This is a genomic window from Bradyrhizobium sp. CCBAU 51745 (genome assembly GCF_028128715.1).
Classification (GTDB): Bacteria; Pseudomonadota; Alphaproteobacteria; order Rhizobiales; family Xanthobacteraceae; genus Bradyrhizobium; species Bradyrhizobium manausense.
The window spans coordinates 25004-47610 of record NZ_LBJP01000087.1; the positions used below are offsets into that span (position 1 = coordinate 25004).

Below are 22607 nucleotides of genomic sequence, written 5' to 3' on the forward strand. Positions count from 1 at the left end.
ATCGGATATCCGCTATTTTGACGAAATATCAGCGGGTTAGTACAGATCCCGCATGTCTCCAGAACAGTGCCGGGCAGCGCGGGCGTGGTTGAATTGGTCCCAAGAAGAATTGGCGGCCAAGGCTCAGGTGTCGAGCAGCACGCTGCGGGATTTCGAAGCCGGGCGTCGGGTTCCGATCGCCAACAACCTTTCGGCGATACGCGGCACTTTAGAGGCGGAAGGGATTCAGCTTTTGTTTTCCCAAGATGATGGGCAACCATGGGGCGTGGCTAGAAGGCGCGCTATTTGACATACATGCCTCTTTTTTGGTCTGATCGACCAATTGACCGGGCGGGGGCAAAATGGCTGAAGAGGGCGCGTCGTTTCGTGGCGCAAGACCATCCATAATTGAGAGTTTCAAGATCGAGGGATTGTACGGGTATCGGACAATTTCAATTGCTTCCGAATACTCAGCGACAATCCTCATCGCAAAAAACGGCTCCGGCAAAACCACGATTTTGGCCGCGCTGGACGCTTTTCTCCGCTGCCAGTTCTCACGCCTTCGCGAACTCAAGTTTCTTCGTATTTCTTGCAAGCTACGCGAGGTTGATCGCGAGATCGAGATATCGCGAGACGATCTAGTAGCTTATTTAGGAAATGACGAAATGGAGGCTGCCGCTCGTCGATTAGAAATCGAGCCGGGCGCACTGTTTGCCTTCATCGAAGAGTACGCGACGAACGAACGCAAGCTCAGTTACGACGATGAGATTGGTCAAAAGATACAGACGAAATTTGCCACTCGGGCGGAGGCTCAGCGCTTCTGCACGAAGCTTCGCGAAAGCCTGGAGTCTAGAGCACCGTCAATTGACTCTGCATCTGCTCTAATCAAGTCGGCACTCAAAGGAATGGAGATCGTTTATCTCCCTACCTACCGGCGCATTGAACTTTCAATTAGTCCGACAGCCAGACAAGATCGCTTTGGCAGAAGGCAGAAGCCAGTGCTGCCACACGTCAAGTCGGGCTTATATTCGACCGATATCCAGTTCGGTCTATCGGATATTTTGGATCGTCTGTCTGAGTTGAACCAACGGATCGTCTTCGATTCAAACTTGGGCTATAGAGAAATAAGCGCAAGCATCATCAATGAACTCATCGATGGGAGCTTCGATCGGGTCGCTGCCCTACCCGAAGAAATCCCGGACAAGGACGAGTTAGAGCTGTTCTTTTCGCGACTCCGCGAAGGCCGACACGGCTACGGTCCATACATGGACCAAATTTCCATTCCGAACATTGACAAGATTTATACAGGACGCGACATCTCCGACGAAAGAAACAAGTTTCTTCGCTACTTTCTCGCGAAGCTCAATACGGTCATCAAAAAGACGCTGGATGTCGAAACGCTAGTTCGTGACTTCATAGGAAGTTGCAACAAATATCTGTCCTCGGTTGATCCAAGCACATCATTGCCGGGTGAACTACCGCCCTCCCTGCAAGACGTTGACGCAAAGGAAATGCGGCTCGATCGGCGAGCGCTAACAGTCTCCGTGCAGAGCTTAAGTGCCGGACGGTCTATTCCGCTCGATTCTTTATCATCGGGCGAAAAGCAAATGATTTCTCTCTTTGCGAAACTCTTCCTTTATCCAGACAACAAGATTGTTCTGATTGACGAACCGGAATTGTCGCTGTCGCTCGAATGGCAGAGGCAGATACTTGTAGATGTGATCAATACGCCTCTTTGCAGCCAGATCGTTGCGATTACTCACTCTCCTTTCATATTTGACAATGAATTGGACCCGTTCGCGCGCTCTTTGATCTCGTCCATCGACGCCAGAGACGGCGCCATTCCTGATGATGCCGGAGAAGAGGCGTGACTGACGTGCCGCCCCAAAGACTCTCTCAAGAAGACTATCTCGAAAAGATGAAGACCGCCCGCAAGAGCCCGGCGGTTTTGAAGAGCAGACTAGTTCTGCTCCGCGGACAATTGCCCAACTGTATAATCTTTGCCTTCGAAGGCGACAACGACAAGCCAGTATACTATCAGTGGGTCAAGCGGATACGGCCGGACTTGTCGTATGAGCCATTTGTTTGCGGTGGCAAGAAACAGGTGTTTCAGTTGCGCGACTTGCTAGCGCGCGACTTGGGCGGCCTAGCAAACAGGGTGTATTATTTCGTCGATCGCGATTTTGATGACTTCGCAGGGTTTCAACCTAACCAGTTTACCTTCATGACCGAACGCTATTCGGTAGAGAATTACTTGGTAACTGCTCAAGTCCTCGATGAGCTTTTGAAGGATGAATTTCACTGTCATGCCGAACCAGCGCTACGCAACCAGGTCATTGCTAATTTTGCAGAACGCCTGGACGAATTTTTGACTGCAACAAAGGAAATAAACCGACGATTATTTGTGGCTCGAAAGCTTAAGCTTCAGTTGCTCAAGAATTTGCCCGACCGAATTAATAACGTCGCCACCGTTGATCTTTCCAAGGTCTCGGGAGCGAAACCCGCAGAAGAGATTGTCGTTTTAGCGGAGGAACCAAGCCAAGCGGATGTAGAACAGCTATCCGCTGAATTTGAAGAGCTTATCCCTTTTGAACGATACCGAGGGAAATTCAGCTATCTTTTCTTTATGAAATGGCTGGAACTGCTCTGCCTTGACCGCAAGGAGCAAAACTCAATTTGTTTTGCTCAAATTGGGCAACCGCGCGTCGTACCCATTCAAGGAATGACTCTAGGAATGCTGGCTTCAAAATCGGATCATCCGGCTGGGCTCCAAGAATTTGTAGCAGCTGTGAACTAACGCGCCAGATCATCACTAGATACCGCGCCCTTTTCCATGGCAACGCGCAGCGACCGAGGTATACGCTGAGCCTTTCCGTTGCTTACAAACGCGACACGCACGCGCGCTCGGACCAGCACCTCAGCATCGCGCTTGCATTCCTGTAGCAATGTGATGGACGCGCCTTTTACTTGTTCCGCCTTCGTGACGACTTCGAGGACGTCGTCCATGAACGCGGGCTTGAAGAAGTCGAGAACCATGGAGCGGACCACAAATGCGAAGCCGCATGCTGCCCCACTTTCATCCTCGAATAACGCCCGCTGATCAGTTCCCAACAAACGCAAAAAGTTGTTCTGCCTCTTTCCATGAAGCGGAGATAGCTTGCGTGATACACAGCCTTGCTGAAGTCGGTATCTTCATAGAAGACCCGGATCCACATGTGGTGTCCGCCATCGCGAAGTTCGCCATCAAGGAAGCCGCTCATATCAAAACTTCCCTAATGAGGTGCGCTTCGCTTCTGAAAGTCGGCATTGACTTTTTTATGTTTTGGCAAAACGGAGGCAGGAAAACGAACTCTGACTTGACGATATCGCAACAGAAGGCGAACGCAATGATTTCATTGGGTCGCTGGAGCGTTAAAGCGTGAACGAAAGGCAGATTTATCTGTGCTCTTCCATAGCAAGCCTCAGAGCCTTTGGGATGCGCTGCGCTTTTCCGCCTGAGATAAACGCGACCCGTACACGCGCCGAGACCAGGAGATCCCCCCCGCGCCTGCACTCCTGCAGCAAGGCAATTGACGCGCCTCTCACCTCTTGCGGGACCGTGACAATGTCAAGCAGGTCGTCCAAGACTGCAGGTTTTAGAAAATCGATTGTCATCGAACGGACAACGAAGGCGAAGCCCGGGGGATCGTTCCGCGTTTCCTCGAGCAGCGCTTGCTGATTGGTTCCGAGCAGGCGCAAGTAATTCGTTCTGCCACGTTCCATGAAACGCAAAAAAATTCGCGTGATAAACAATCTGGCCGGAATCGGTATCCTCAAAATACACGCGGACCTGCATGTAATGCCGTCCGTCTCGAATTTCGCCGTCAAGAGAGACTGTCACAGCGCGGTTTCCTCTTATTGCGCGTACAGGGATCCATTGTCTTGCACAGAGGCGGTTTTCTGAGCAATCGCTAAGATCTTAAGGCTCCTGCTGCCGGAAGCTGAGGCAACCGCCTGAATGCGGCAGGCGTCGCGCTGCTGCCATCAACTTCGGATGAATATGTCGGAGATCAATCCTCAACGCGTACCCGGCTTGAGGACGACGTTCATGAATGCGCCTCCGGCTCATGAATCTAGGCGAGCCAGTCTTTCGCCGCAATCGCTGAACGAAAAATTGCCGAGGCCGGCGAGGCCGTAGATGGCGTTGCCCTTGGCGATGGCCTCGTGCTCGCTGCTGGCGAGCACGAGGGTTGCTGCCTCGCAAATCGCCTCCGCGTCCGCGGCGTAGGATTGCTCTATCTGAACGGCCGAGATATCCGGAAGCTACCGCTCTCTCAGCGCAAAGCTGAACTCAAGAAGATCCTAAGCGGCACCGACATCCAGTTCGGCGAAAGCTTCGAGATAGACGGCCGCGAGATGTTCGCGCACGCCTGCAAGCTCGGCCTCGAGGGCGTCGTTTCTAAGGTCCGGAGCAGCGCCTACCCCCTCGGCTACGGTTTGGTTCTGCACCAGCATTACAGGAACCTCGCGGCGCAGGTGTCCTGCTTTTGCTGCCTCCGCTGCTCGCTGAAGTACGGGATGTGCTTTGGCGCGGAGCACGGTCGCGACGGCTGCGTCGATTTCTTCCTTCGTCGCTCCAACCATTTTGCCCTGAACAGCAGCGGTCGCCGCTACGTCATCGCTCGACGAGGGTAGGTCAATCAACGCCAGCACAGCATGAACAAGCGTCCCAAAACGCCGCCCGCCGGGGCGATCGGCTCCGTCCCGCGCAACCACATGCACCTCTAGCTTCCGCAGTTAGACTATCCGTAGACATTCTTGCTCCACTCGCTCGCCAGGCACTTCGTCCCAGGTCGCCGCGTCAGAGAACCTATACACCTTGGTTTGCGCCAAAAAGTTCTCGGAAAAGGTATCCCGGGCGAACCTCGGCACGACGAGCGACAAAGCCCCTCCATGCCGAACTATCGCCCAAACGTCGTCTGCCTTGGAATGGAAGGCCTCCTGCGGATGCGAATGGACCTGAGCCGCAACCATAAGCCTTTCCGAACGGAGCTTTGCGCGCAGCATGTCCATTCCCTCTACGGGGATCTGGAAACGGTTGGCCCTAGCGAGTTGAAGAGGCCGATAGCAGTCGACGACGCTCGTAGCCTCGCGACCGGGACGACCCAACCATAAAACAACGCACTCGCTGTTCTGCTCTCCGGCGGCCCGCAGAAACGATAAAGTCGCTTGAACGACTTGGCTCGAACAATGGATCATCAGCCTGTTCCCTTGAGCCAAGCATTCCATATCTGAGTCATGATGCCCCCGATTGTGTAACTCGAGCTTCCGCGACAACCGTCCCAGTAATCCGTCACGTGACTGGGGTGCGTGTGGTATTCACGAGATCCACGCATGCAGACGAAGGGCAAGTTCGTGACATGGTGAGGCCCGGCGTGGAAGACTCCCGTCGGGTTAGGCAGCAAAACCCGCAGCGGCTCACCGGATGGCGTCTCTAGGCGAATGGAAGGCGGAATTTCGTTCCAATTGTCGCACGTCAATGTCAGCCGCAGGGGCGTCCTGCCGCTGGCGTTGAACGAGCAGTTGATGACCGGGAAGTCGACGCGATGCACCGTCCATCCCCGCCGCGCGCAAAGTGCGGGGCCGAGATGTTTCGTTTCCTCCTCGAACAGCGCTTGTACGGCGGCAGGATGCATTAGCCACCGCCCCCTTCGCTCGGACCCCAGTCGATCTCAGCCTTACCGCTAAGGCCGTTTTCGAGGTAGCTCTTCGAGGGATCAAGCGTCCGCTTCCCCCCGGGCGTGATCACGCTCGCAATCCAGCCAGTGACGTCCTTGATGCTCAGCTCCTTCTTCGCCTTGTCCAACTCATGCTGGATGGGCTGGTTTTCAGGAACCGAATTGAACCCTTCGGCGGGATAGAAGCCGGCCGTAGTCGAGATCGAGACCTCGATGTGATGCTTCTTGGCTTTCTCGATCTCCTCCTCTGCCTGGGCCAATTCGCTGCGTGCCTTAGCCATTTCCTTTTCGGCCTCGGCGTAAAGAGCCTCCGCCCGCTCAAGGTCCGCGCGGGCTTTGGCGAGATCGTGCTCAGCCTTTTCCAAATCGTCGCTCATGATCCTCCTCCATGCCGGGAAATCATCTTGGATCACCATATAATACATATTTTTTATGTAGTCAATGGCCATTTTTAATGTAGAAAAAGTTGACTTTATAGCCGAACAGTACATAATGCGGCCGACAACGAAGCAAATTCTTAGGTTTGGCCATGGATCGCCGGCAAATGACGCTCATCTTGAGCGACAAGGAGATGGAAGTTCTCGACGAACTTTCGCAGCGGCGCGGCATGTCAAAGACCGCCCTGTTGCGCCAGGCTCTCCGCCTGTATCAATCGGTCACCGAGCGGATCGAACGCGGCGAGAAGGTCTTCGTGGAGCATCCGACCACGAAGGATAAGGCCGAGCTCGTCGTGCTATGAAAAAGCTTCTCGGCGCCGCGGTACTATTGAATCGGCACACGGGCGAAATCGAGCCTGCACAGATATTCTCAGGATGCGACGACGTTAACCGTCGACATTACGAAGAGATGTGGAAGCCGGAGTTGGTGCGACGCAGAGCCGATTTCACGAACTGGGACGAAACCGCAGCGGGCAACGCACAGGACTCGCACTGGGAGTGGGATGAGATTATGACATCGAGCCTCTCCTATGAGAGCTTTGTCATCGAATGTGGTGGCGTGACGCAAGGCTTGATGAACGTCAACGTTGCGACCAAGTTTGCGAAGCTCCCGCCGCACACCGGACGTGAGCTCGCTTATATCGACCGTATTGCGACTGCGCCCTGGAACAGGCACAAATTCACCGAGACGCCCAAATACAAGGGTGTAGGTCGCGCGCTCTTCGCCACCAGCGTCAGCTTAAGCTTCGATCTCGAGTTTTGCGGCAGGGTAGCGCCCTGGCGTGCAGCACGAACAGGCCGCCGGGAGCACGGCGGTTGTTGGTGACGATGGAGGCTTTGACACCGAACTCGTAGGGCGCGGCGGCCTTGCCCTTGCCGATGCACTCGACCTCCGGAGCATGGAAGGAATAAAGCTTCCAGCCGCGCTGGCGCTGCTGCTGCGAGCGGATCTGCGAGGCCCGGCTGAGCGGGAGGGCGAAGGCGTTCTCGAGTACGGCCTGACCTTCGATCTTGCGGCGGATATCGCGGATGATCCGGCCCAGCCGGCTGCGCAGGATGCGCAACTGCCGCTGATGCCGCTTGAATTGCTTGGCATGAGCGTAGCGTCCCGCCATCATCGCCGCGGTCTTGGCAATGCGAAGATAGGACTGCCGTAGCTTGACCCCGTGCTTCCTTGCCAGGCGGTTGAGCCCCTTGATTGCCGCGTGCAGCAGCTTGGCATCGGTCGGGAAGGTGATGGCCTTCGGCTGCACGGTGGTATCGACCGTGACCCGCTTGAGGTCCTGGCTGCGCAACGCGCCGGCCTCGTGCGCCACCCGCAGGCTCTCGGCCAGCAACAGCTCCAGCTTGTCGCCAAGCCGCTTGCGCCAGTGGCTCAGGTCCGAGCGCTCATGCGGGAACGCGTGCTGAAAGAACTCTTCACCGGTGAAGTACTGGAAATACGGGTCGTGGACCCAGCGCTCGCACACCCCCTCATCGGACAGGCCGTATATGTGCTTGAGCAGCAGCAGCCCGATCATGAAGCGGGTCGCGATGCCCGGCCGACCGTTCTCGCTGTAGAGCGGCGCGATCTCGCCGTCGATCCAGTCCCAGTCGACCTTGCCGGCGAGCTGAACCAGCTCGTGCTTCATGTTGATGATCTGGTCCAGCCTGGCCCGGAACAGATCGCCCGATCCCGTCGCTTTGGGCTTCTTCGGTCGCATCGCCACCTCCGATGCGAGGACGGAATCATGACTGGCGATTCGATGGAATCCTCAAAACGAAATTGCAGGGTTCCGATGCCCGAAGCATCAAAACCCTGCAATCCCAAAACAGGCCACAACGAATATTGCGATCCCAGCTCAATCGCTTACCCGAGGCGTCCACTCATCGCGATGCTTTATCACGTCAACTGCGCGAAGCTTTCTACCAAAGCCACCCCGAATTTGGGTCTCTTCGTGATGTTGGAGACAAAGGACAGCCAGGTTGTTCGGGTCGTGATTGGAGGGATCTTCGTCAATGTAATGAATCTGGACAGCTTTGCCCGGTTCATTGCAAACGCAACATCCAGATAAAGGGACGTGCGTTTGGCGAAAACTCGAAGCGCAGTCAGCGGCTCGGCACGATCAAGAAGGGTGCTCCCTGTGACAAGGTCCTGCTGGTTCTGCTCGACAGCGGTACGCTTGAGCCCCGCGAGATGTGGGAAGCTCCGATGGCCAAGGTCGAGGAGAGACTGGCTGTCCCGGGCTCAAGGGCTCGCGAGCGCGGTGCGCTGGGCGTAAGCGAGTTCAAGCGCCTCGCCAATCGTATCTGGCCTCAAGCCAGCGATTGATCCAGGTAATTCTACTCGCTGCTGGCTCCGCTGGTCCGGGCATCGCCCAATCAGTGACAGCACCCTTAACGTAGCGCTGCGCGTCTTGGATACGACCAGATCGAATTGACCATTCATAGCCTGCGATCCACCGCGTCAACGCTCTCGAACGAAAGAGGCAGGTGACAAGCGGATGCGATCGAACGTCAACTGTAAGCGCTAATTAAGCGCTTACCGTCAACTTGCGCATCAGGACGCGAATGAAATCCGCGACGCCTATACCCATGCCGCCGAATTTCTGGCAGGAGCGCCGTGCGGATGATGCGGTTGTGGGCGGACGAGTTCGACCGGCTGAGGGAGCACGGTCGTCTCATCAAAATGAGTGCCTGAAGAGCGCGTTCAAATTGGGTTGCTCCATTAAGTCGCACGTCCATTAGTTCGACATGTTGGCGTCAAGAAGCGCTAGAAGAGAGCGAACCACTACTAGTCGCCGACGTCCGATCGTTGTCGTGACGATGCGCCCAGCTCCTATCAACTCGTAAAGCTTCGTGCGTCCCAAGCCGGTTACTTCGCATGCATCGCCAATCGTGCAGGTGAGCCGCTGGGCGAACGGCATCGTGCTAGGTTCTGCGGCTTTCGGAGCGGATAGACTGACTTGTGACTGTTGTCCGCGACTTTTCTCTCGTCGACTGTATCTCACGTGGCCCTCCTATTCGCGCAAAGCTCGACAGAAGGGTTGATTGTGCGATGAGCAACGTCAATGCGAGCAATCCGAGGGCGCTCGCGTACGACAGCGCACGTCAGCGGCGGTTTGAATATTCCCGGACACAAAGGGGCGACGAGGAAATTTTTCGAGAATGCGCCAGCCACAGCGAGGCATTGCGCCGAGGCCCGTTTGCTAAATGTCGGCAGCAAATTCCCAAGCGTCCGCCGCTGTCCACCAGCGTCTTATTCAACCATTATTCGACGAACGTGGCTGATGGCGACCTAAGTGCCTGAGTTTGCTGGCGCTCCCTAGGGGAATCGAACCCCTGTTTCAGCCTTGAGAGAGCATCGGTGTCAACGCTCCTTACAAGTTGCGGGCGGATCCGGGACGGTGCGGGTGCGACTCCGTCCATTTTTCCTTCACACTGACCGCAACCCACAGGCCGGACTAAGCGGCATCTGGACAACGTGCCAGGCGCGCAAATTTCGCTTGCGCTCAAGCGAGCGAAATTCACCAGTGCTCTCGTGGTAGCTATCTGGTAGCTACAACAATCCGCAAGCCTTCGAGGATTTCAGTAAGTTGTTGATTTTGCTGGTACAGTTGGGTGGGCTCGAACCACCGACCTCCTGTTCCACAGACAGGCGCTCTAACCAACTGAGCTACAACTGCATCCTTGCGAGCCGCGCCTCGGGGCTGCCTGAAAAGGCCTGCTGCCTAAGGGGGGCTGGACGGGCCGGAAACTAGGTGCAACGGGGGTTTTTGGCAAGGCCGCAAGAGCCGTTATTTGCCGCTCTTTAGGGCGATAAATGCTTCAGAGTCCGGCCGGCCGTCGGTGATTCACCTCTCCCCGCAGGAGACAGGACAATCGCACATGGAAGCGGCTTCCCTGCGGCGCATCCTTCGAGACGCCCGCCGATGGCGGGCCCTCAGGATGACGGCGGAGTGCGTGGCAGCAGTATCAGGGGAAAGGTGAAGAAAAACCCGGGCCTTTTGGGGGCCCGGGTTTCTTGTTTGGTCGATCCGCCGTTTTTTTTGTCAGGCCGCGGGGTAGAACTTCGAGGCGGAGGCCTTGATCGGCTCGGCGGTCGCGCTGGCGGTGCGCTGGGCGATCTCGAACAACTCCTTGGCCTGGGCCTGGAAGGTCTCAAGCTGGGTCTTGGCGTGGCCGGACCAGAGCTGGAAGACGTCGGTCGGCGACTTGGTGCCGAGCAGCTCCTGGGTGAAGTCCAGATGGGCCGTGGCGTTGGCCTTGGCGAATTCCATCAGCTTGGCGGTGTACTCGTTCGCACCCTTCTGGGCGGAGGCGAACACGGCCTCGATGGTGCCGTTGTGGGTCTCAGCCGCGTCCTTGAACTTGGCGTAGTTTTCGCGGGCCTGCGAAACGCCCTTTTCGGCGAATGCACGCACCTGCTCGGGAACCTCGAACGGGATGATCGAGGCAGAAAACGGATCAGTCGCACCTGTCATGTTGGTCCCTCACGCTAAAGTAAAATGAAGTGAGCCTTCTGGCGCGCCCGCCGGGCCAACCGGGGCCGTTTCTTCTTTGAATGGCGGGTACGAAAGACTGGAAACGCAGAACATCGAGATCCTCTCGTCCAGCGTCAGCATTGTTGCTCACTAACATGTCAACATTGTGCAACGCAATGTGATCCGGGGGTGCGCTGCGAAAAATTTAATCCAGAGGGTGAGGTTCCTGCGGTGGGGAACCGGTGGTTGAGGTACGCCCGTCAACGGGTTGAGGTATGTCCGTCATTCCGGGGCGCGACGAAGTCGGGAGCTCGGAATGACGGGAGGGGGCTAATGCCGCGCCTCGGTCGCGTCCATCGCAGTGCGGCTGACAGGCCGGCCGCTCGCAAATCCTGCGGATGCAACGGAGAGGCGCCTTGCGGGTCCGGCCACATTAAGGTTATCGCGGCTTTAGGGTGCCCCCGTTAAGGTCCGGGCGTGGACCTGCCCGCGCCGGCGGGCGATAGTAACCCTTTCTTAAGGCTGCCATTCCCGGCAGACCTGACGTGAAGCGTGGCGCGAAGAGTTGAAGCCGGTCGGATGACGAATTCGGATTTCCAGTTACGGGGCGTCGGCGATCCCCGGCTGTCCGTGCATGCCACCTCCCCCCTGCCGGCCTGGCTGTGGTCGCTCGACGGCTGCCGCGTGCTGTGGGCCAATGCGGTCGGCGCCAAATTCTTCGGCGCGGCCAATGCGGCTGCGCTGGCGCAAAAAACCTTCGGCCCCGCCGACAGCCATCGCCGCCAGATCGTCCGCCTCGCCCACCGGCTGCCGGGCGGCGGAGCTGTGAGGCTGGAGCGGTTGCGCGGCTTCGGCGCCGGGCTCGGCACGCTGATGACCTGCGCCTGCGCGCGGCTCGAGTTTTCCGATGGCTCATCCGGCGTGCTGGTCAGCGCAATGCAGGGTGCTTGCCGCAGCATGCCGCTGGTCGAGCGGCTGCATCGTCTGGTCGACGGCGCGCGGACGCCGATGGCGGCGTTCGCACCTGACGGCCTGTTCGCCGGCGCCAGCGAGGCGGCGCGCTCCCTGCTCGGCTTTCGCGATCTCGGCGAAGCCGGCCTCGACCAGGCGCGCAACGAGGCGCTGGCGAAGGGCCGCGCCGAGCTGCCTGTCGGCATCGGCAAGATGGTGCTGCAACGGGTCGGCGTCGGCGCCGATGTCGGGCTCATCGCGCTGATCGAGCCGGCAATGGCGCAAGCCGAGCCTGCGGCGGAGCGCGCGCCGCCTCCCGCGGCTGAGCCTGCGCCGCCAGTGCACGGGCTCGATGCCGGGATCGCGATGTTCGATCCGTTTGCCGAACCGGATGAGACGGAGGTGACGGCCGCGGATGAGGCGACGGAGATCGTCTCGATCCAGGACGCCGCGAAGGAGGCCGAGGCGGCTGCTCCGGAAACCCTTGCGCAGACGGTCGATGCCACGCCGGAAACAGTGGTTGAAAACCCGCCTGAAGCCATCGTGCCGCCGCAAGCCGCGCCGATCACGAGCCACATGGTCGAGCCCACAGGACACGCGGAGACGCGGTCAGGACATGCGGAGACACCGCGCCAGCATCCGCTGCGCTTCCTGTGGCAGATAGATGCGCAAGGCCGCTTCGTGCTCGGCTCGGATGAATTCATCCGCCTGATCGGCGCGCTCACCGCCTCCCGCTTCGGCCGGCCCTGGCGCGAGCTATCAGAGGAATTTGCGCTCGACCCCGACGGCCGCGTCGCGCAGGCGCTCGCCAGCCACGACACCTGGGCCGGCATCACCGTGAACTGGCCGGCCGACGGCGGCGAACATCTGCCGGTCGAGCTGGCCGGGCTTCCCGTCTACGACCGCGCGCGCAACTTTGCCGGCTTCAAGGGCTTTGGCGTGTGCCGCGATCTCGATGCGCTCAATCGGCTCGATGCGCTGCGGCGCTTTGAGCTGTTCGCCGCGCAGGGCCTGTCGGCCGATATGGTCGAGCCTCAGTCTCAGCCTGGTTCTCAGCCTCGGCCTGAACCGGAGCACAAGGCGGAGGCCAAACCGGAGGCAGAGCCTCCGCGGAGCGAGCCGCCGCCCGAGCCTGAGCCGCCAACTGCAACTGAGCCCGAACCGCCCGCACCGATCACCGAAGCGAATTCACACCCAACCGAACCGGAAACGCCAGTGGAAACGCCTCCGAATGTCGTGCCGTTCCGCGCACCAGGTGACCTGAGGTCACAAGGTGACCAGAGGTCACAGGGTGACCAGAGATCGCCGACGCTGACGCCGGTCGAGAACAGCGCGTTCAACGAGCTGGCGCGGCAATTGTCCGAGCGGCTCGAACGCGAGCGCGAGCAGATGGCTTCTGATAGCGCCGAGCCGCCGGCGGACGCGATCGCGCCCGACGCGGCGACACCACCCGAGCCCTTGATCTCCGAGCCGCCGATCTCGGAGCTGGAGACGCCGCCGGCCGCGGCCGAATGGCTGAGCGAGCCCGCACCGCCCGCTTACGGCCACAGCGCGCGCGACCGCGCGCTGCTGGATCTCATTCCCACAGGGATCCTGATCTACCGGCTCGATCGCCTGCTCTACGCCAATGCCGCGTTCCTCGACCGCATCGGCTATGCCAGCCTCGGCGCGCTGGAAGATGCCGGGGGGCTCGATGCGCTCTATGTCGAGCCGGGCGTTTCCGCCGCCAGCAGCACCTCGCAATCAGGCACGCCGGTGACGATCAGCGCGACGGTCGCCCATGGCGCGCAGAAGCTCGCCACGACCGAAGCGCATCTGCACACCATCGACTGGGACGGCGCCAGCGCGCATGCGCTGATCTGCGCGCTGCCCAATCCTGAACCTGTCGTGACAACTCCCGTCGCCACGCCCGTCATCGTGGCGCCGGTGGCCGCGCCACAAGTGGCCGCCGAGACCGAGGTCGACGAGCCCGTCCTGTTCGCGCCCGAGCCTGACGTCGGCGATGCCGATGCGGAAGATCTCGCCGCGATCCTCGACACCACGGCCGAGGGCATCGTGATGTTCGATGCCGACGGCAACATCCACGCCTGCAACCGCAGCGCCGAGGCGCTGTTCGGCTATGACGGCGAGGCGCTGATGCAGCAGAAACTGCTGGCGCTGTTCGCGCCCGAGAGCCAGCAGATCGTGCTCGATTATCTCGACAGCCTGAAGAGCCAGAACATCGCGAGCCTGCTCGATCACGGCCGCGAGGTGCTGGGCCGCGAGAAGAAGGGCGGCGTGCTGCCGCTCGCCATGATCATGGGCCGCACCCGGCCTGATGGACCGAACTTCTTCGCCGTGTTCCGCGACCTGTCGCAGGCCAAGAAGGGCGAGAGCGAGCTGACGCAGGCGCGACGCCTGGTCGATGGCGCGGCCAACGCGAAAGCCGACATGCTGGCGCGGATCAGCCACGAGATCCGCACCCCGCTCAACGCCATCATCGGCTTTGCCGAGGTGATGATCTCGGAACGATTTGGCTCGCTGGGCAACGAACGTTACGGCGAATACATGAAGGACATCCGCGCCTCCGGCGAGCGCGTCATCACCATCATCGACGATCTCCTGGAGCTGTCGCGGATCGAGACCGGCAAGCTCGATCTCAGCTTTGCCGACCTCAACCTCAACGACCTCGTCGAGGCCTGCGTCACCGTGATGCAGCCGCAGGCCAATCGCGAGCGCATCATCATCCGCACCTCGCTTGGCCATGCGCTGCCGCAGGTGGCGGCGGATCCGCGCGCGCTGCGGCAGGTGACGATGAACCTGATCTCGAACTCGATCCGGCTCGCCAGCGCCGGCGGCCAGGTGATCGTCTCCACCGCGCTCAACGACCGCGGCGAGGTGGCGCTGCGCATCCGCGACACCGGCCATGGCCTCAGCGACAAGGAAGTCGCCGCCGCGATGGAGCCGTTCCGCACGCCGCCGCCCGGCGATGCCGCGGACAATTCCGCGCTGAGCCTGTCGCTGACCAAGGCTCTGGTTGAAGCCAACCACGCCCGGTTCAACATCAAGAGCGCGGGCCAGGGCACGCTGATCGAGGTGATCTTCGCACCGGTGACGGCACGGGCTTAAGCGACGGCTTACCGCTTCGCCGGCTCACCGCTCTTGTTGCCGGGCAGGCCCTTGATGTTCGACGAATCCTGCTGCTGCACGGTGGAGTTCTGCGAGGCCGCGCCGACCGTTCCCTTCTGCGCGGGAGGACCGTTCTTGTTGCCGGGAGCTCCCGCGATTCCGGTGCCTGAATTCTGCGCGCTGGGCGATGTGGCAGCATCACTGGTGTTGTTGGTGCGGTCACCGGGCATCCTTGCCGCCGCGCCGGGCTTGTCCTGGTCTCCGACATAGCCCGAGGCGCCGGAATTTTGCGTCTTGATGCCCTTGTCGGCCTCGTTCTGCCCGTTCTGGTTCTGCGCGATCGCCGGCGCTGCCATGAGCGGGACCGCCAGAAGGAATGCTGCCATTATTGTCCGCATGAGCGTTCTCCTCGACCTGCCCCGTCGCGGGCTTAACGCGTGGGGCGCGAAAGATTTCCGATCGCTTGCGAATAAGCCTGGGCAGATGCGCGTTACGCCGCGCGCACCGTATCGAGGAACTTGCAGACCTCGAATTTGAGGCGGTTGCTGTCGCCGGACAGCGATTTCGCCGCCGACAGCACCTGCGCCGATGCCGAGCCGGTTTCGACCGCGCCCTGCCTGACGTTGCTGATATTGGCGCTGACCTGCGTGGTGCCGGCCGCCGCGCTCTGGACGTTGCGCGAGATCTCGCCGGTTGCGGCGCCCTGCTGCTCGACCGCGGCCGCGATGGTCGACGAAATCTCGGACAGACGCGCGATGGTGCCGCCGATGGTCTTGATCGCACCGACCGAGTCCTCGGTCGCGGACTGGATGCTCGAAATCTGCTGGCCGATGTCGCCGGTCGCTTTCGCCGTCTGCTCGGCCAGCGCCTTCACCTCCGAGGCCACCACGGCAAAGCCGCGTCCCGCTTCACCGGCGCGCGCGGCCTCGATGGTGGCGTTCAGCGCGAGCAGGTTGGTCTGGCCTGCGATCGCATTGATGAGTTCGACGACGTCGCCGATGCGCGCGGCCGCCTTGGACAATTCGCTGACGCGATCGTTGGTCTGACCGGCCTGGCTGACGGCCTCGCCCGCCATGCGCTCGGAGGCCTGCACCTGACGGCTGATCTCGTGGACGGAGGCGGTGAGCTCCTCCGTGGCCGCGGCTACCGACTGCACGTTGGTCGCAGCCTCTTCCGAGGCCGCCTCGACCAGCGTCGCAAGCTCGGTCGACCGGCTCGCGGTGGAGGTGAGCGAGGTCGCGGAGACCTCGAGCTCGGTGGCGGCCGACGACACCGCCTCGACGATGCGGCCGACAGCGGCTTCGAAATGATCCGCCATCCTGATCATGTCGGCGCGGCGGCGTTCGGCAGCGAGCTTGTCCTGCCGGCTCTTCTCCTCCGCCTCCTCGCGCGCCTTCTGCTCGGCGTTGATCTTGAAAGTCTCGACGGCCCGCGCGATCTCGCCGATCTCGTCGGGACGGCCGAGGCCGGGCAACACGATGGCGAAATTGCCGTTGGCGAGCTCGATCATCGCGGTGCGCATCGCCGACAGCGGCTTTGCAACCGAACGGCCGATGAAGACACCGAGGCCGAGCACGCAAGCTGCGATCAGTGCGATCGCAATGGCGATCCAGAACTGGATGCTCTCGCGCTCCGCCTCGTTCTGCTTGTCGGCTTCGATGCGGATGATGTCGACCGATTTCGAGACCTGCTCGATGACGGGCTCGACGGTCGCAAACGCCTCCGACGTCGCCTTCAATTCGCCCGCGAGCTTGAGCGCGGTCTCCATCCAGGCGGAGAAGTCGCGCTGATAGTCCGAAAGCTTGTGCCGCAGCTCGGCCTTGGCGGCATCGGGAATCCCGCCCGCATCGAGGCCGGCGAGGAATTCGGATGCGCGCTTCTGCATCTCGCCGCCATATTTGGCGTCGCGACGCAGCATGAAATCCTTCTCGTGCCGGCGCATCATCAGCATGATCACCTTGAGCGAGGCATCGTGGAGCTGATCGACCTTGCCTTCGATCTCGTGGACGGAGCCGCGCAGGCGGCCTTCGAGGCCTGAATTCTCATCCAGCCCGAGGCGCTGCCGCTCCTCGACCACCGCGGCGAAGTGCGCCTGATAGGTCCTCAGCGACGCGTTCATCGCGTCGACCTTCTGCGCCAGCTCGGGCTTGCCGAGCGCTGCGATCTTGCCGCGCAGCGTCTCGATGTCCGGCGCGACCTGCCGCGAGATCTCGACCTGGCGCTGCGCCCGCGCGGGGTCGCTGCGCAGCAGGAAATCCTTCTCGGCGCGGCGCGCCTCCAATAGCTCGACCGCGATCCTGCTGTTCAGCTCGAACACCGCGCGCGCTTTCTCGGCGGCGGCGCGCGAGATTCCCATCGCGCGCTCGCCGTAGAGATGAATGCCGCCGATCAGGACGACGCCGACGAGGCCGATGACGCCGATCGCAGTGATCTTGTGAGTAAGCCGCAGAGAGAAAAGCCGCATCGTGATCGCAAGGCCAGTGATGACAGATGCGGTTCATGAGGCCGTAATGCGTGAAAAGTTCCGTTAATTTGCGAGCACGTAGGATTACGTGCTTTGTGACACAATGCACGCAAGAGTGCACCGAATGCGTCTTGGCTGCACAACGAAAAGGCACGGCGCTGGCGACGCCGTGCCTTTCACGTCTCTGCGGGTCAGGTCAGCTGTAGATCTCGAACAGGCCGGCGCCGCCCTGGCCGCCGCCGATGCACATGGTGACCACGCCCCATTTGGCCTTGCGGCGGGCGCCTTCCTGTAGCAGATGGCCGGTGAGACGGGCGCCGGTCATGCCGAAGGGATGGCCGATCGCAATCGAGCCGCCGTTGACGTTGTACTTCTCGGGGTCGATGCCGAGCTTGTCGCGCGAATAGAGGCACTGGCTGGCGAAGGCCTCGTTGAGCTCCCAGAGATCGATGTCGTCGATCTTCAGGCCGTGACGCTTGAGCAGCTTCGGCACGGCGAAGATCGGGCCGATGCCCATCTCGTCAGGCTCGCAGCCCGCGGCGGCCCAGGCGACGAAGCGGCCAAGCGGCTTGAGGCCGCGCTTCTCGGCGTCCTTGGCTTCCATCAGCACCACGGCGGCGGCGCCGTCGGAGAGCTGGCTGGCATTGCCGGCCGTGACGTATTTGCCGGGACCCTTCACCGGCTCGAGCTTGGCAAGACCTTCGAGCGTGGTCTCGGGCCGGTTGCACTCGTCGCGGTCGACGACGTAGTCGACGATGCTCTCGGCCTTGGTGGCCTTGTCGACCACCTTCATCCTGGTCTTCATCGGGACGATCTCGTCCTTGAACTTGCCGGCCTGCTGCGCGGCGGCCATGCGGCGCTGCGATTCCAGCGAATATTCGTCCTGGTATTCGCGGCTGACCTTGTAGCGCTCGGCAACGATGTCGGCGGTGTCGATCATCGCCATGAAGATGTCGGGTGCGGTCTTGAGCAATTCCGGATCGATCGACTCCTTCGGCGTGCCGCCACCGGGGATCGAGATGCTCTCGACGCCGCCGGCGACGATGCAATCGGCGCCGTCGGAGCGGATCGAGTTCGCGGCCATCGCGATGGTCTGCAGCCCCGAAGAGCAGAAGCGGTTCACCGAGACGCCGGCGGTGCTCTTCGGCAAGCCGGCGAGCAGCGCGGCCTGGCGGCCGATGTTCGGCGCGCCATGGGCGCAATTGCCGAGATAGCAGTCCTCGACATAATCCTTCTCGACGCCGGCGCGATCGACCGCGTGATGGATGGCGTGGGCCGCGAGCGACATTGGCGGCGTGATGTTGAACCCGCCGCGGCCGGATTTGGCGAGGCCCGTGCGCGCATAGGAAACGATGACGGCTTCACGCATTGTTTTCTCCCTTCTTTCGAACGACTGATACGGAGCGTCCTGACCGCCATTGGTACACAAAGTTTGCGGAGAGCGGGAGAAAAAGCGGGTCGATCAATCAACAAAAAACGCCGCCCCTTACGAGATGGGCGGCGTTGTTCCGCGTGTCGGAATATATGATGGCCGTCATTCCGTAGGGCGCGCCACTCCTCCATCTGATCGTCATGGCCATGACGACGGTGAGAGCCTAACCCCTCACCCGGATCGCATCTTGCGATGCGATCCGACCTCTCCCTTCGGGAGAGGTGAAGGATCAGAACCTCAGCGCCTTGACCTGCTTGACCTGCGGCAGCGCCTGCACCTTGGCGAGCACGTCGGCCGGCACCGCGCCGTCGACCTCGATCAGCGCGATGGCATCGGAGCCCGGCGCGACGCGGCCGAGATGGAAGGTCGCGATGTTGATCTTGGCGTCACCCAGCAGGCTCGCGAAGCTGCCGATGAAGCCCGGCTTGTCTTCGTTGGTGACGTAGATCATCGACTTGCCGAACTCGGCGTCGACGCGGATGCCCTTGACGTCGACGAGGCGCGGCTTGCCGTCATGATAGACGGTGCCGGAGACCGAACGCTCCTGGCGCTCGGTCGCGACCGTCACGGTGATCAGGCTCTCGTAGTCGCTCTGGGCGGCGCGGACGATCTCGTCGACCACCATGCCGCGCTCCTTGGCGACGACAGGCGCGGACACCACGTTGACCTCGCCCAGCATCGGGCGCAGCAGGCCCGACAGCACCGCCGAGGTGATCGCCTTGATCTTCATCTCGGCGACGTGGCCCTCATAGGTGATCTCGACCTTGAGGATGCCTGATTCGGTGAGCTGGCCGGCGAACGAGCCGAGCTTCTCGGCCAGCGCAATGAAGGGCTTGAGCTTCGGCGCCTCTTCCGCGGTGATCGACGGGAAGTTCACCGCGTTCGAGATCGCACCGGTGAGGAGGTAGTCCGACATCTGCTCGGCGACCTGCAGCGCGACGTTCTCCTGGGCTTCCGTGGTGGAGGCGCCGAGATGCGGCGTGCAGATCACGTTGGGATGGCCGAACAGCACGTTCGAGGTCGCGGGCTCCTCGACGAACACGTCGAAGGCGGCGCCGGCGATATGCTTGGCATTGAGCGCATCGACCACGGCCTGCTCGTCGACGAGGCCGCCGCGGGCGCAGTTGATCAGGCGCACGCCCTTCTTCATCTTGGCGATCGCTGAAGCGTCGATGATGTTCTTGGTCTTCTCGGTCAACGGCGTGTGCAGCGTGATGAAGTCGGCGCGCTTCAGGAGGTCATCGAGCTCGACCTTCTCGACGCCGATGTCCTTGGCGCGCTCCGGCGACAGGAACGGATCGAACGCGATCACCTTCATGCGCAGGCCGAGGGCGCGGTCGGCGACGATCGAGCCGATGTTGCCGCAACCGACCACGCCGAGCACCTTGCCGGTGATCTCGACGCCCATGAAGCGGTTCTTCTCCCACTTGCCGGCCTGGGTCGAGGCGTCGGCCTGCGGGATCTCGCGGGCCAGCGCCAGCATGAGCGTGATCGCATGCTCGGCGGTCGTGATCGAATTGCCGAACGGCGTGTTCATCACGATGATCCCCTTGGCCGTGGCGGCCGGGATCTCGACATTGTCGACGCCGATGCCCGCGCGGCCGATCACCTTGAGCCTGGTCGCCTTCTCCAGGATCTTGGCGGTCGCCTTGGTCGCGGAGCGGATCGCGAGCCCGTCGTAATTGCCGATGATCTCGGCGAGCTTGTCCTTGTCCTTGCCAAGGTTGGGCTGGAAGTCGACCTCGACGCCGCGGTCTTTGAAGATCTGCACGGCAGCGGGCGAGAGCGCGTCGGAAATGAGAACTTTGGGCTTGGTCATGGGAATGATCCGTTGGTGCGAGCTGCAGTTACGGAACGTCATCCGCGGGCAAAAGCGGAAAGCGCGTCTTCGCGCTTGAGACCCGCGGATCCATCTCTCTTGATGGATGGATGGCCGGGTCAAGCCCGGCCATGACGAGGATTTGGTTTGGCTTACGCCGCCTTGGCGAGCGTGGCCTTGGTCTCGGCAAAGGCCCAATCGATCCACTGCGTCAGCAGCTCGACGTCCCTCGCCTCGACGGTGGCGCCGCACCAGATGCGCAGGCCGGCCGGTGCATCGCGGTAATAGGCGAAGTCGTAACCGGCGCCTTCCTTCTCGACCAGCGCAACCAGCTTCTTGGAGAACTCCGCCTGGGCGTCGTCCGAGAGCGAGGTGATCGCAGGGTCGGTGAACTTCAGGCACACCGAGGTGTTGGAGCGGATCGAAGCGTCCTTGGCCAGGAAGTCGATCCACGGCGTCTTCGCCTTCCAGTCGGCCAGAACCTTGGTGTTGGCGTCGGCGCGCGCGATCAGCGCCTTGAGGCCGCCGATCGACTTGGCCCAGTTCAGCGCGTCGAGATAATCCTCGACGCAGAGCATCGACGGCGTGTTGATGGTTTCGCCGACGAAGATGCCTTCGTTGAGCTTGCCGCCCTTGGTCATGCGGAAGATTTTCGGCAGCGGCCAGGCCGGCTTGTAGGTCTCGAGCCGCTCCACCGCGCGGGGCGAGAGGATCAGCATGCCATGCGCGGCTTCGCCGCCGAGCGCCTTCTGCCAGGAGAAGGTGACGACATCGAGTTTTGCAAAATCGAGCGGTTGCGCGAAGGCGGCAGACGTCGCGTCGCAGATTGTGAGACCTTCACGGTCTGCCTTGATCCAGTCGGCGTTCGGCACGCGCACGCCTGACGTCGTGCCGTTCCAGGTGAAAATGACATCGCTCTTGGGATCGACCTTGGAGAGATCCGGAATCTCACCGTACCCAGCGTTGAGCTTGGTGACGTCCTTGAGCTTCAATTCCTTGACGATGTCGCTGACCCAGCCCTCGCCGAAGGATTCCCAGGCGAGCGTGGTGACGGGCCGGGCCCCGAGCAGCGACCACAGTGCCATCTCGACCGCGCCGGTATCGGACGCCGGCACGATGCCGATGCGATAATCTGCCGGCACTTCAAGCACTTCGCGCGTCAGATCGATCGCGAGCTTGAGCTTGGTCTTGCCGACCTTCGCACGATGCGACCGGCCGAGCGCTGCGTCTTTGAGATTTTGGGCGTTCCAGCCGGGGCGCTTGGCGCAGGGGCCGGAGGAGAAATGCGGCACGGTCGGCCGCGAAGCGGGCTTCGCTACAGTCATGATCTACCCTTCCAGATAGTAAGCCTCCCGTTGGGGGGAGGTGTCCCGCCGCGGCTGATACGGGAAACAGGAAGATCAGTCAAGAAACTTCCGGTGGCTCACGGCGGAGTGCAGGCAATTGCGGCGCGATATCGGGGGATTCGACCACGGCGAGCGCGTTCAGCAAGTCCGTGGCCTCGCTGATCAATTGCGCGGCGCGGCGGCGGCTGCTGACCTTCAAAATGCATTTGTCGTTGGCCTGCACAACGTAGTCGTTGCCGACCTTGATCATGGAATAGCTTGTCATTGAAATCCCCGAACCGACCGAGCCCGGTACTGACGCTCCGTAGCACCGTTCGTTCCTCGATCCACGCGAACGACCAAGGGTAGTTTATCAGCTGTTAAGATGAACGAACGCGCGATCCGATTTCGCTGATGGCGCAACGGCCATTGCGAGCTGCATCAAAAACGCACAGTCATGCCGACATGACTCGCCGAAAATCCAAGCCGCTTGTAGAAGCGCTGCGCATCGACGCGGCTCGAATGCGTGAGCAGTTCGACCAGACTGCAGCCGCGCGCCTTGGCTTCGGTAACAGCCCATTGCACCAGCTTTTCGCCGATGCCGCGGCCGCGGCAATCAGAGGCAACGCGAACATCTTCGAGCAAACCGCGGATGCCGCCTTGCGAGCTGATGCCGGGCAGAAGTGCAAGTTGCAGGCAGCCGACCACCCTGCCCTCGCTCTCGGCGACCACGAGCTGAAGATTGGGACTGCGTTCGACCCGTTCGAACGCTTCGTAATAGACCTCAGGCAGCGGGTCCTCCAACCGCTCGCGGGCACGGCCGAGCTGGTCATCGGCGAGCATCGCGATCATTGCCGCGACGTCCTCGCGTCGCGCAGGGCGGATGGAAACGGATCTTTCATTCATCGAAAA

General features: G+C 61.1%; 21 protein-coding genes, 1 tRNA gene and 3 pseudogenes. 10 read left to right on the top strand and 15 right to left on the bottom strand.

Annotated features, from left to right (window positions below; genetic code table 11):
- Positions 1-52: 52 nt before the first annotated feature.
- The 3 genes from XH98_RS27950 to XH98_RS27960 are packed head-to-tail and all read left to right on the top strand — an operon-like array spanning position 53 to position 2776.
- Complete coding sequence (locus XH98_RS27950; protein ID WP_271620549.1) at positions 53-289, top strand: helix-turn-helix domain-containing protein; 237 nt, start codon at positions 53-55, stop codon at positions 287-289.
- A 52-nt stretch (positions 290-341) separates the two neighbouring features.
- Positions 342-1850 (top strand): AAA family ATPase, encoded by a 1509-nt coding sequence (locus XH98_RS27955; RefSeq protein WP_271620550.1) that lies wholly within the window; start codon positions 342-344, stop codon positions 1848-1850.
- On the top strand, positions 1847-2776 hold the full coding sequence (locus XH98_RS27960; protein ID WP_271620551.1) for a DUF4435 domain-containing protein: 930 nt from the start codon (positions 1847-1849) through the stop codon (positions 2774-2776). The genes XH98_RS27955 and XH98_RS27960 overlap by 4 nt, the downstream gene beginning before the upstream one ends.
- Here the strand turns inward: XH98_RS27960 and XH98_RS27965 are convergent.
- Positions 2773-3239, bottom strand: a pseudogene (locus tag XH98_RS27965) (YbgC/FadM family acyl-CoA thioesterase). The gene XH98_RS27960 and the pseudogene XH98_RS27965 overlap by 4 nt on opposite strands.
- Here XH98_RS27965 and XH98_RS27970 point away from each other — a divergent pair.
- A complete protein-coding gene (locus XH98_RS27970) occupies positions 3141-3401 on the top strand; it encodes a hypothetical protein (protein ID WP_271620647.1) in 261 nt (86 codons plus the stop codon). The pseudogene XH98_RS27965 and the gene XH98_RS27970 sit on opposite strands and share 99 nt — an antisense overlap.
- Positions 3402-3414: 13 nt before the next feature.
- Here the strand turns inward: XH98_RS27970 and ybgC are convergent.
- Positions 3415-3859, bottom strand: a pseudogene (ybgC, locus tag XH98_RS27975) (tol-pal system-associated acyl-CoA thioesterase).
- Positions 3860-4248: 389 nt separating this feature from the next.
- Between ybgC and XH98_RS41240 the strand changes: the two are divergent.
- Positions 4249-4653 carry an ATP-dependent DNA ligase gene (locus XH98_RS41240; RefSeq protein ID WP_442868639.1) on the top strand — a complete coding sequence of 135 codons (405 nt, stop codon included), beginning with the start codon at positions 4249-4251 and terminating at the stop codon, positions 4651-4653.
- Positions 4654-5216: 563 nt separating this feature from the next.
- Here XH98_RS41240 and XH98_RS41245 read toward each other — a convergent pair.
- Both XH98_RS41245 and XH98_RS27985 read right to left on the bottom strand, forming a co-directional pair.
- A complete protein-coding gene (locus XH98_RS41245; RefSeq protein WP_442868640.1) occupies positions 5217-5654 on the bottom strand; it encodes a putative metal-binding protein in 438 nt (145 codons plus the stop codon).
- Positions 5654-6073, bottom strand: a complete 420-nt coding sequence (locus XH98_RS27985) for a hypothetical protein (RefSeq protein WP_271620552.1) — start codon at positions 6071-6073, stop codon at positions 5654-5656. The genes XH98_RS41245 and XH98_RS27985 overlap by 1 nt, the downstream gene beginning before the upstream one ends.
- A gap of 179 nt (positions 6074-6252) precedes the next feature.
- On the opposite strand from XH98_RS27985, the gene XH98_RS27990 reads away from it, so the two are divergent.
- A complete protein-coding gene (locus XH98_RS27990; protein ID WP_271620553.1) occupies positions 6253-6435 on the top strand; it encodes a ribbon-helix-helix domain-containing protein in 183 nt (60 codons plus the stop codon).
- A complete protein-coding gene (locus XH98_RS27995) occupies positions 6432-6959 on the top strand; it encodes a hypothetical protein (RefSeq protein ID WP_271620554.1) in 528 nt (175 codons plus the stop codon). The genes XH98_RS27990 and XH98_RS27995 overlap by 4 nt, the downstream gene beginning before the upstream one ends.
- Here XH98_RS27995 and XH98_RS28000 read toward each other — a convergent pair.
- Positions 6901-7836: pseudogene (locus XH98_RS28000) on the bottom strand (IS5 family transposase); the annotation flags it as partial. The gene XH98_RS27995 and the pseudogene XH98_RS28000 sit on opposite strands and share 59 nt — an antisense overlap.
- A gap of 62 nt (positions 7837-7898) precedes the next feature.
- On the opposite strand from XH98_RS28000, the gene XH98_RS28005 reads away from it, so the two are divergent.
- Positions 7899-8444, top strand: coding sequence for a hypothetical protein (locus XH98_RS28005; protein ID WP_271620555.1), 546 nt, complete (start codon positions 7899-7901; stop codon positions 8442-8444).
- Between the two features lie 412 nt (positions 8445-8856).
- Here XH98_RS28005 and XH98_RS41250 read toward each other — a convergent pair whose 3' ends face one another.
- Positions 8857-9039 carry a helix-turn-helix domain-containing protein gene (locus XH98_RS41250; RefSeq protein ID WP_442868641.1) on the bottom strand — a complete coding sequence of 61 codons (183 nt, stop codon included), beginning with the start codon at positions 9037-9039 and terminating at the stop codon, positions 8857-8859.
- Between the two features lie 131 nt (positions 9040-9170).
- Here XH98_RS41250 and XH98_RS28010 point away from each other — a divergent pair, with 131 nt between their 5' ends.
- Positions 9171-9422 carry a hypothetical protein gene (locus XH98_RS28010; RefSeq protein WP_271620556.1) on the top strand — a complete coding sequence of 84 codons (252 nt, stop codon included), beginning with the start codon at positions 9171-9173 and terminating at the stop codon, positions 9420-9422.
- 299 nt (positions 9423-9721) lie between these two features.
- On the opposite strand, the gene XH98_RS28015 is transcribed toward XH98_RS28010, so the two are convergent.
- Together XH98_RS28015 and XH98_RS28020 are read right to left on the bottom strand one after the other, a co-directional pair.
- Positions 9722-9798: transfer RNA gene (locus XH98_RS28015), tRNA-His, on the bottom strand.
- Between the two features lie 366 nt (positions 9799-10164).
- Complete coding sequence (locus XH98_RS28020) at positions 10165-10596, bottom strand: phasin (RefSeq protein WP_271600609.1); 432 nt, start codon at positions 10594-10596, stop codon at positions 10165-10167.
- Positions 10597-11175: 579 nt separating this feature from the next.
- Between XH98_RS28020 and XH98_RS28025 the strand changes: the two genes are divergently transcribed.
- Positions 11176-14655, top strand: coding sequence for a PAS domain-containing sensor histidine kinase (locus XH98_RS28025; protein ID WP_271620557.1), 3480 nt, complete (start codon positions 11176-11178; stop codon positions 14653-14655).
- 8 nt (positions 14656-14663) lie between these two features.
- Here the strand turns inward: XH98_RS28025 and XH98_RS28030 are convergent, their stop codons facing one another.
- The 7 genes from XH98_RS28030 to XH98_RS28060 all read right to left on the bottom strand — a co-directional run bounded on the left by XH98_RS28030 (position 14664) and on the right by XH98_RS28060 (position 22601).
- Positions 14664-14885: a hypothetical protein gene (locus tag XH98_RS28030; protein ID WP_409363906.1), complete on the bottom strand. Its 222-nt coding sequence runs from the start codon at positions 14883-14885 to the stop codon at positions 14664-14666.
- 260 nt (positions 14886-15145) lie between these two features.
- Positions 15146-17119: a methyl-accepting chemotaxis protein gene (locus XH98_RS28035; RefSeq protein ID WP_271620558.1), complete on the bottom strand. Its 1974-nt coding sequence runs from the start codon at positions 17117-17119 to the stop codon at positions 15146-15148.
- A 196-nt stretch (positions 17120-17315) separates the two neighbouring features.
- Positions 17316-18488, bottom strand: coding sequence for a thiolase family protein (locus XH98_RS28040; RefSeq protein ID WP_271600612.1), 1173 nt, complete (start codon positions 18486-18488; stop codon positions 17316-17318).
- A gap of 292 nt (positions 18489-18780) precedes the next feature.
- Positions 18781-20370, bottom strand: a complete 1590-nt coding sequence (gene serA / locus XH98_RS28045; protein WP_057741507.1) for a phosphoglycerate dehydrogenase — start codon at positions 20368-20370, stop codon at positions 18781-18783.
- A gap of 152 nt (positions 20371-20522) precedes the next feature.
- Complete coding sequence (locus XH98_RS28050; protein ID WP_271600613.1) at positions 20523-21695, bottom strand: phosphoserine transaminase; 1173 nt, start codon at positions 21693-21695, stop codon at positions 20523-20525.
- Positions 21696-21774: 79 nt separating this feature from the next.
- Positions 21775-21966, bottom strand: coding sequence for a hypothetical protein (locus XH98_RS28055; protein ID WP_271620559.1), 192 nt, complete (start codon positions 21964-21966; stop codon positions 21775-21777).
- 170 nt (positions 21967-22136) lie between these two features.
- A complete protein-coding gene (locus XH98_RS28060; RefSeq protein ID WP_057741516.1) occupies positions 22137-22601 on the bottom strand; it encodes a GNAT family N-acetyltransferase in 465 nt (154 codons plus the stop codon).
- Between the last annotated feature and the right edge of the window lie 6 nt (positions 22602-22607).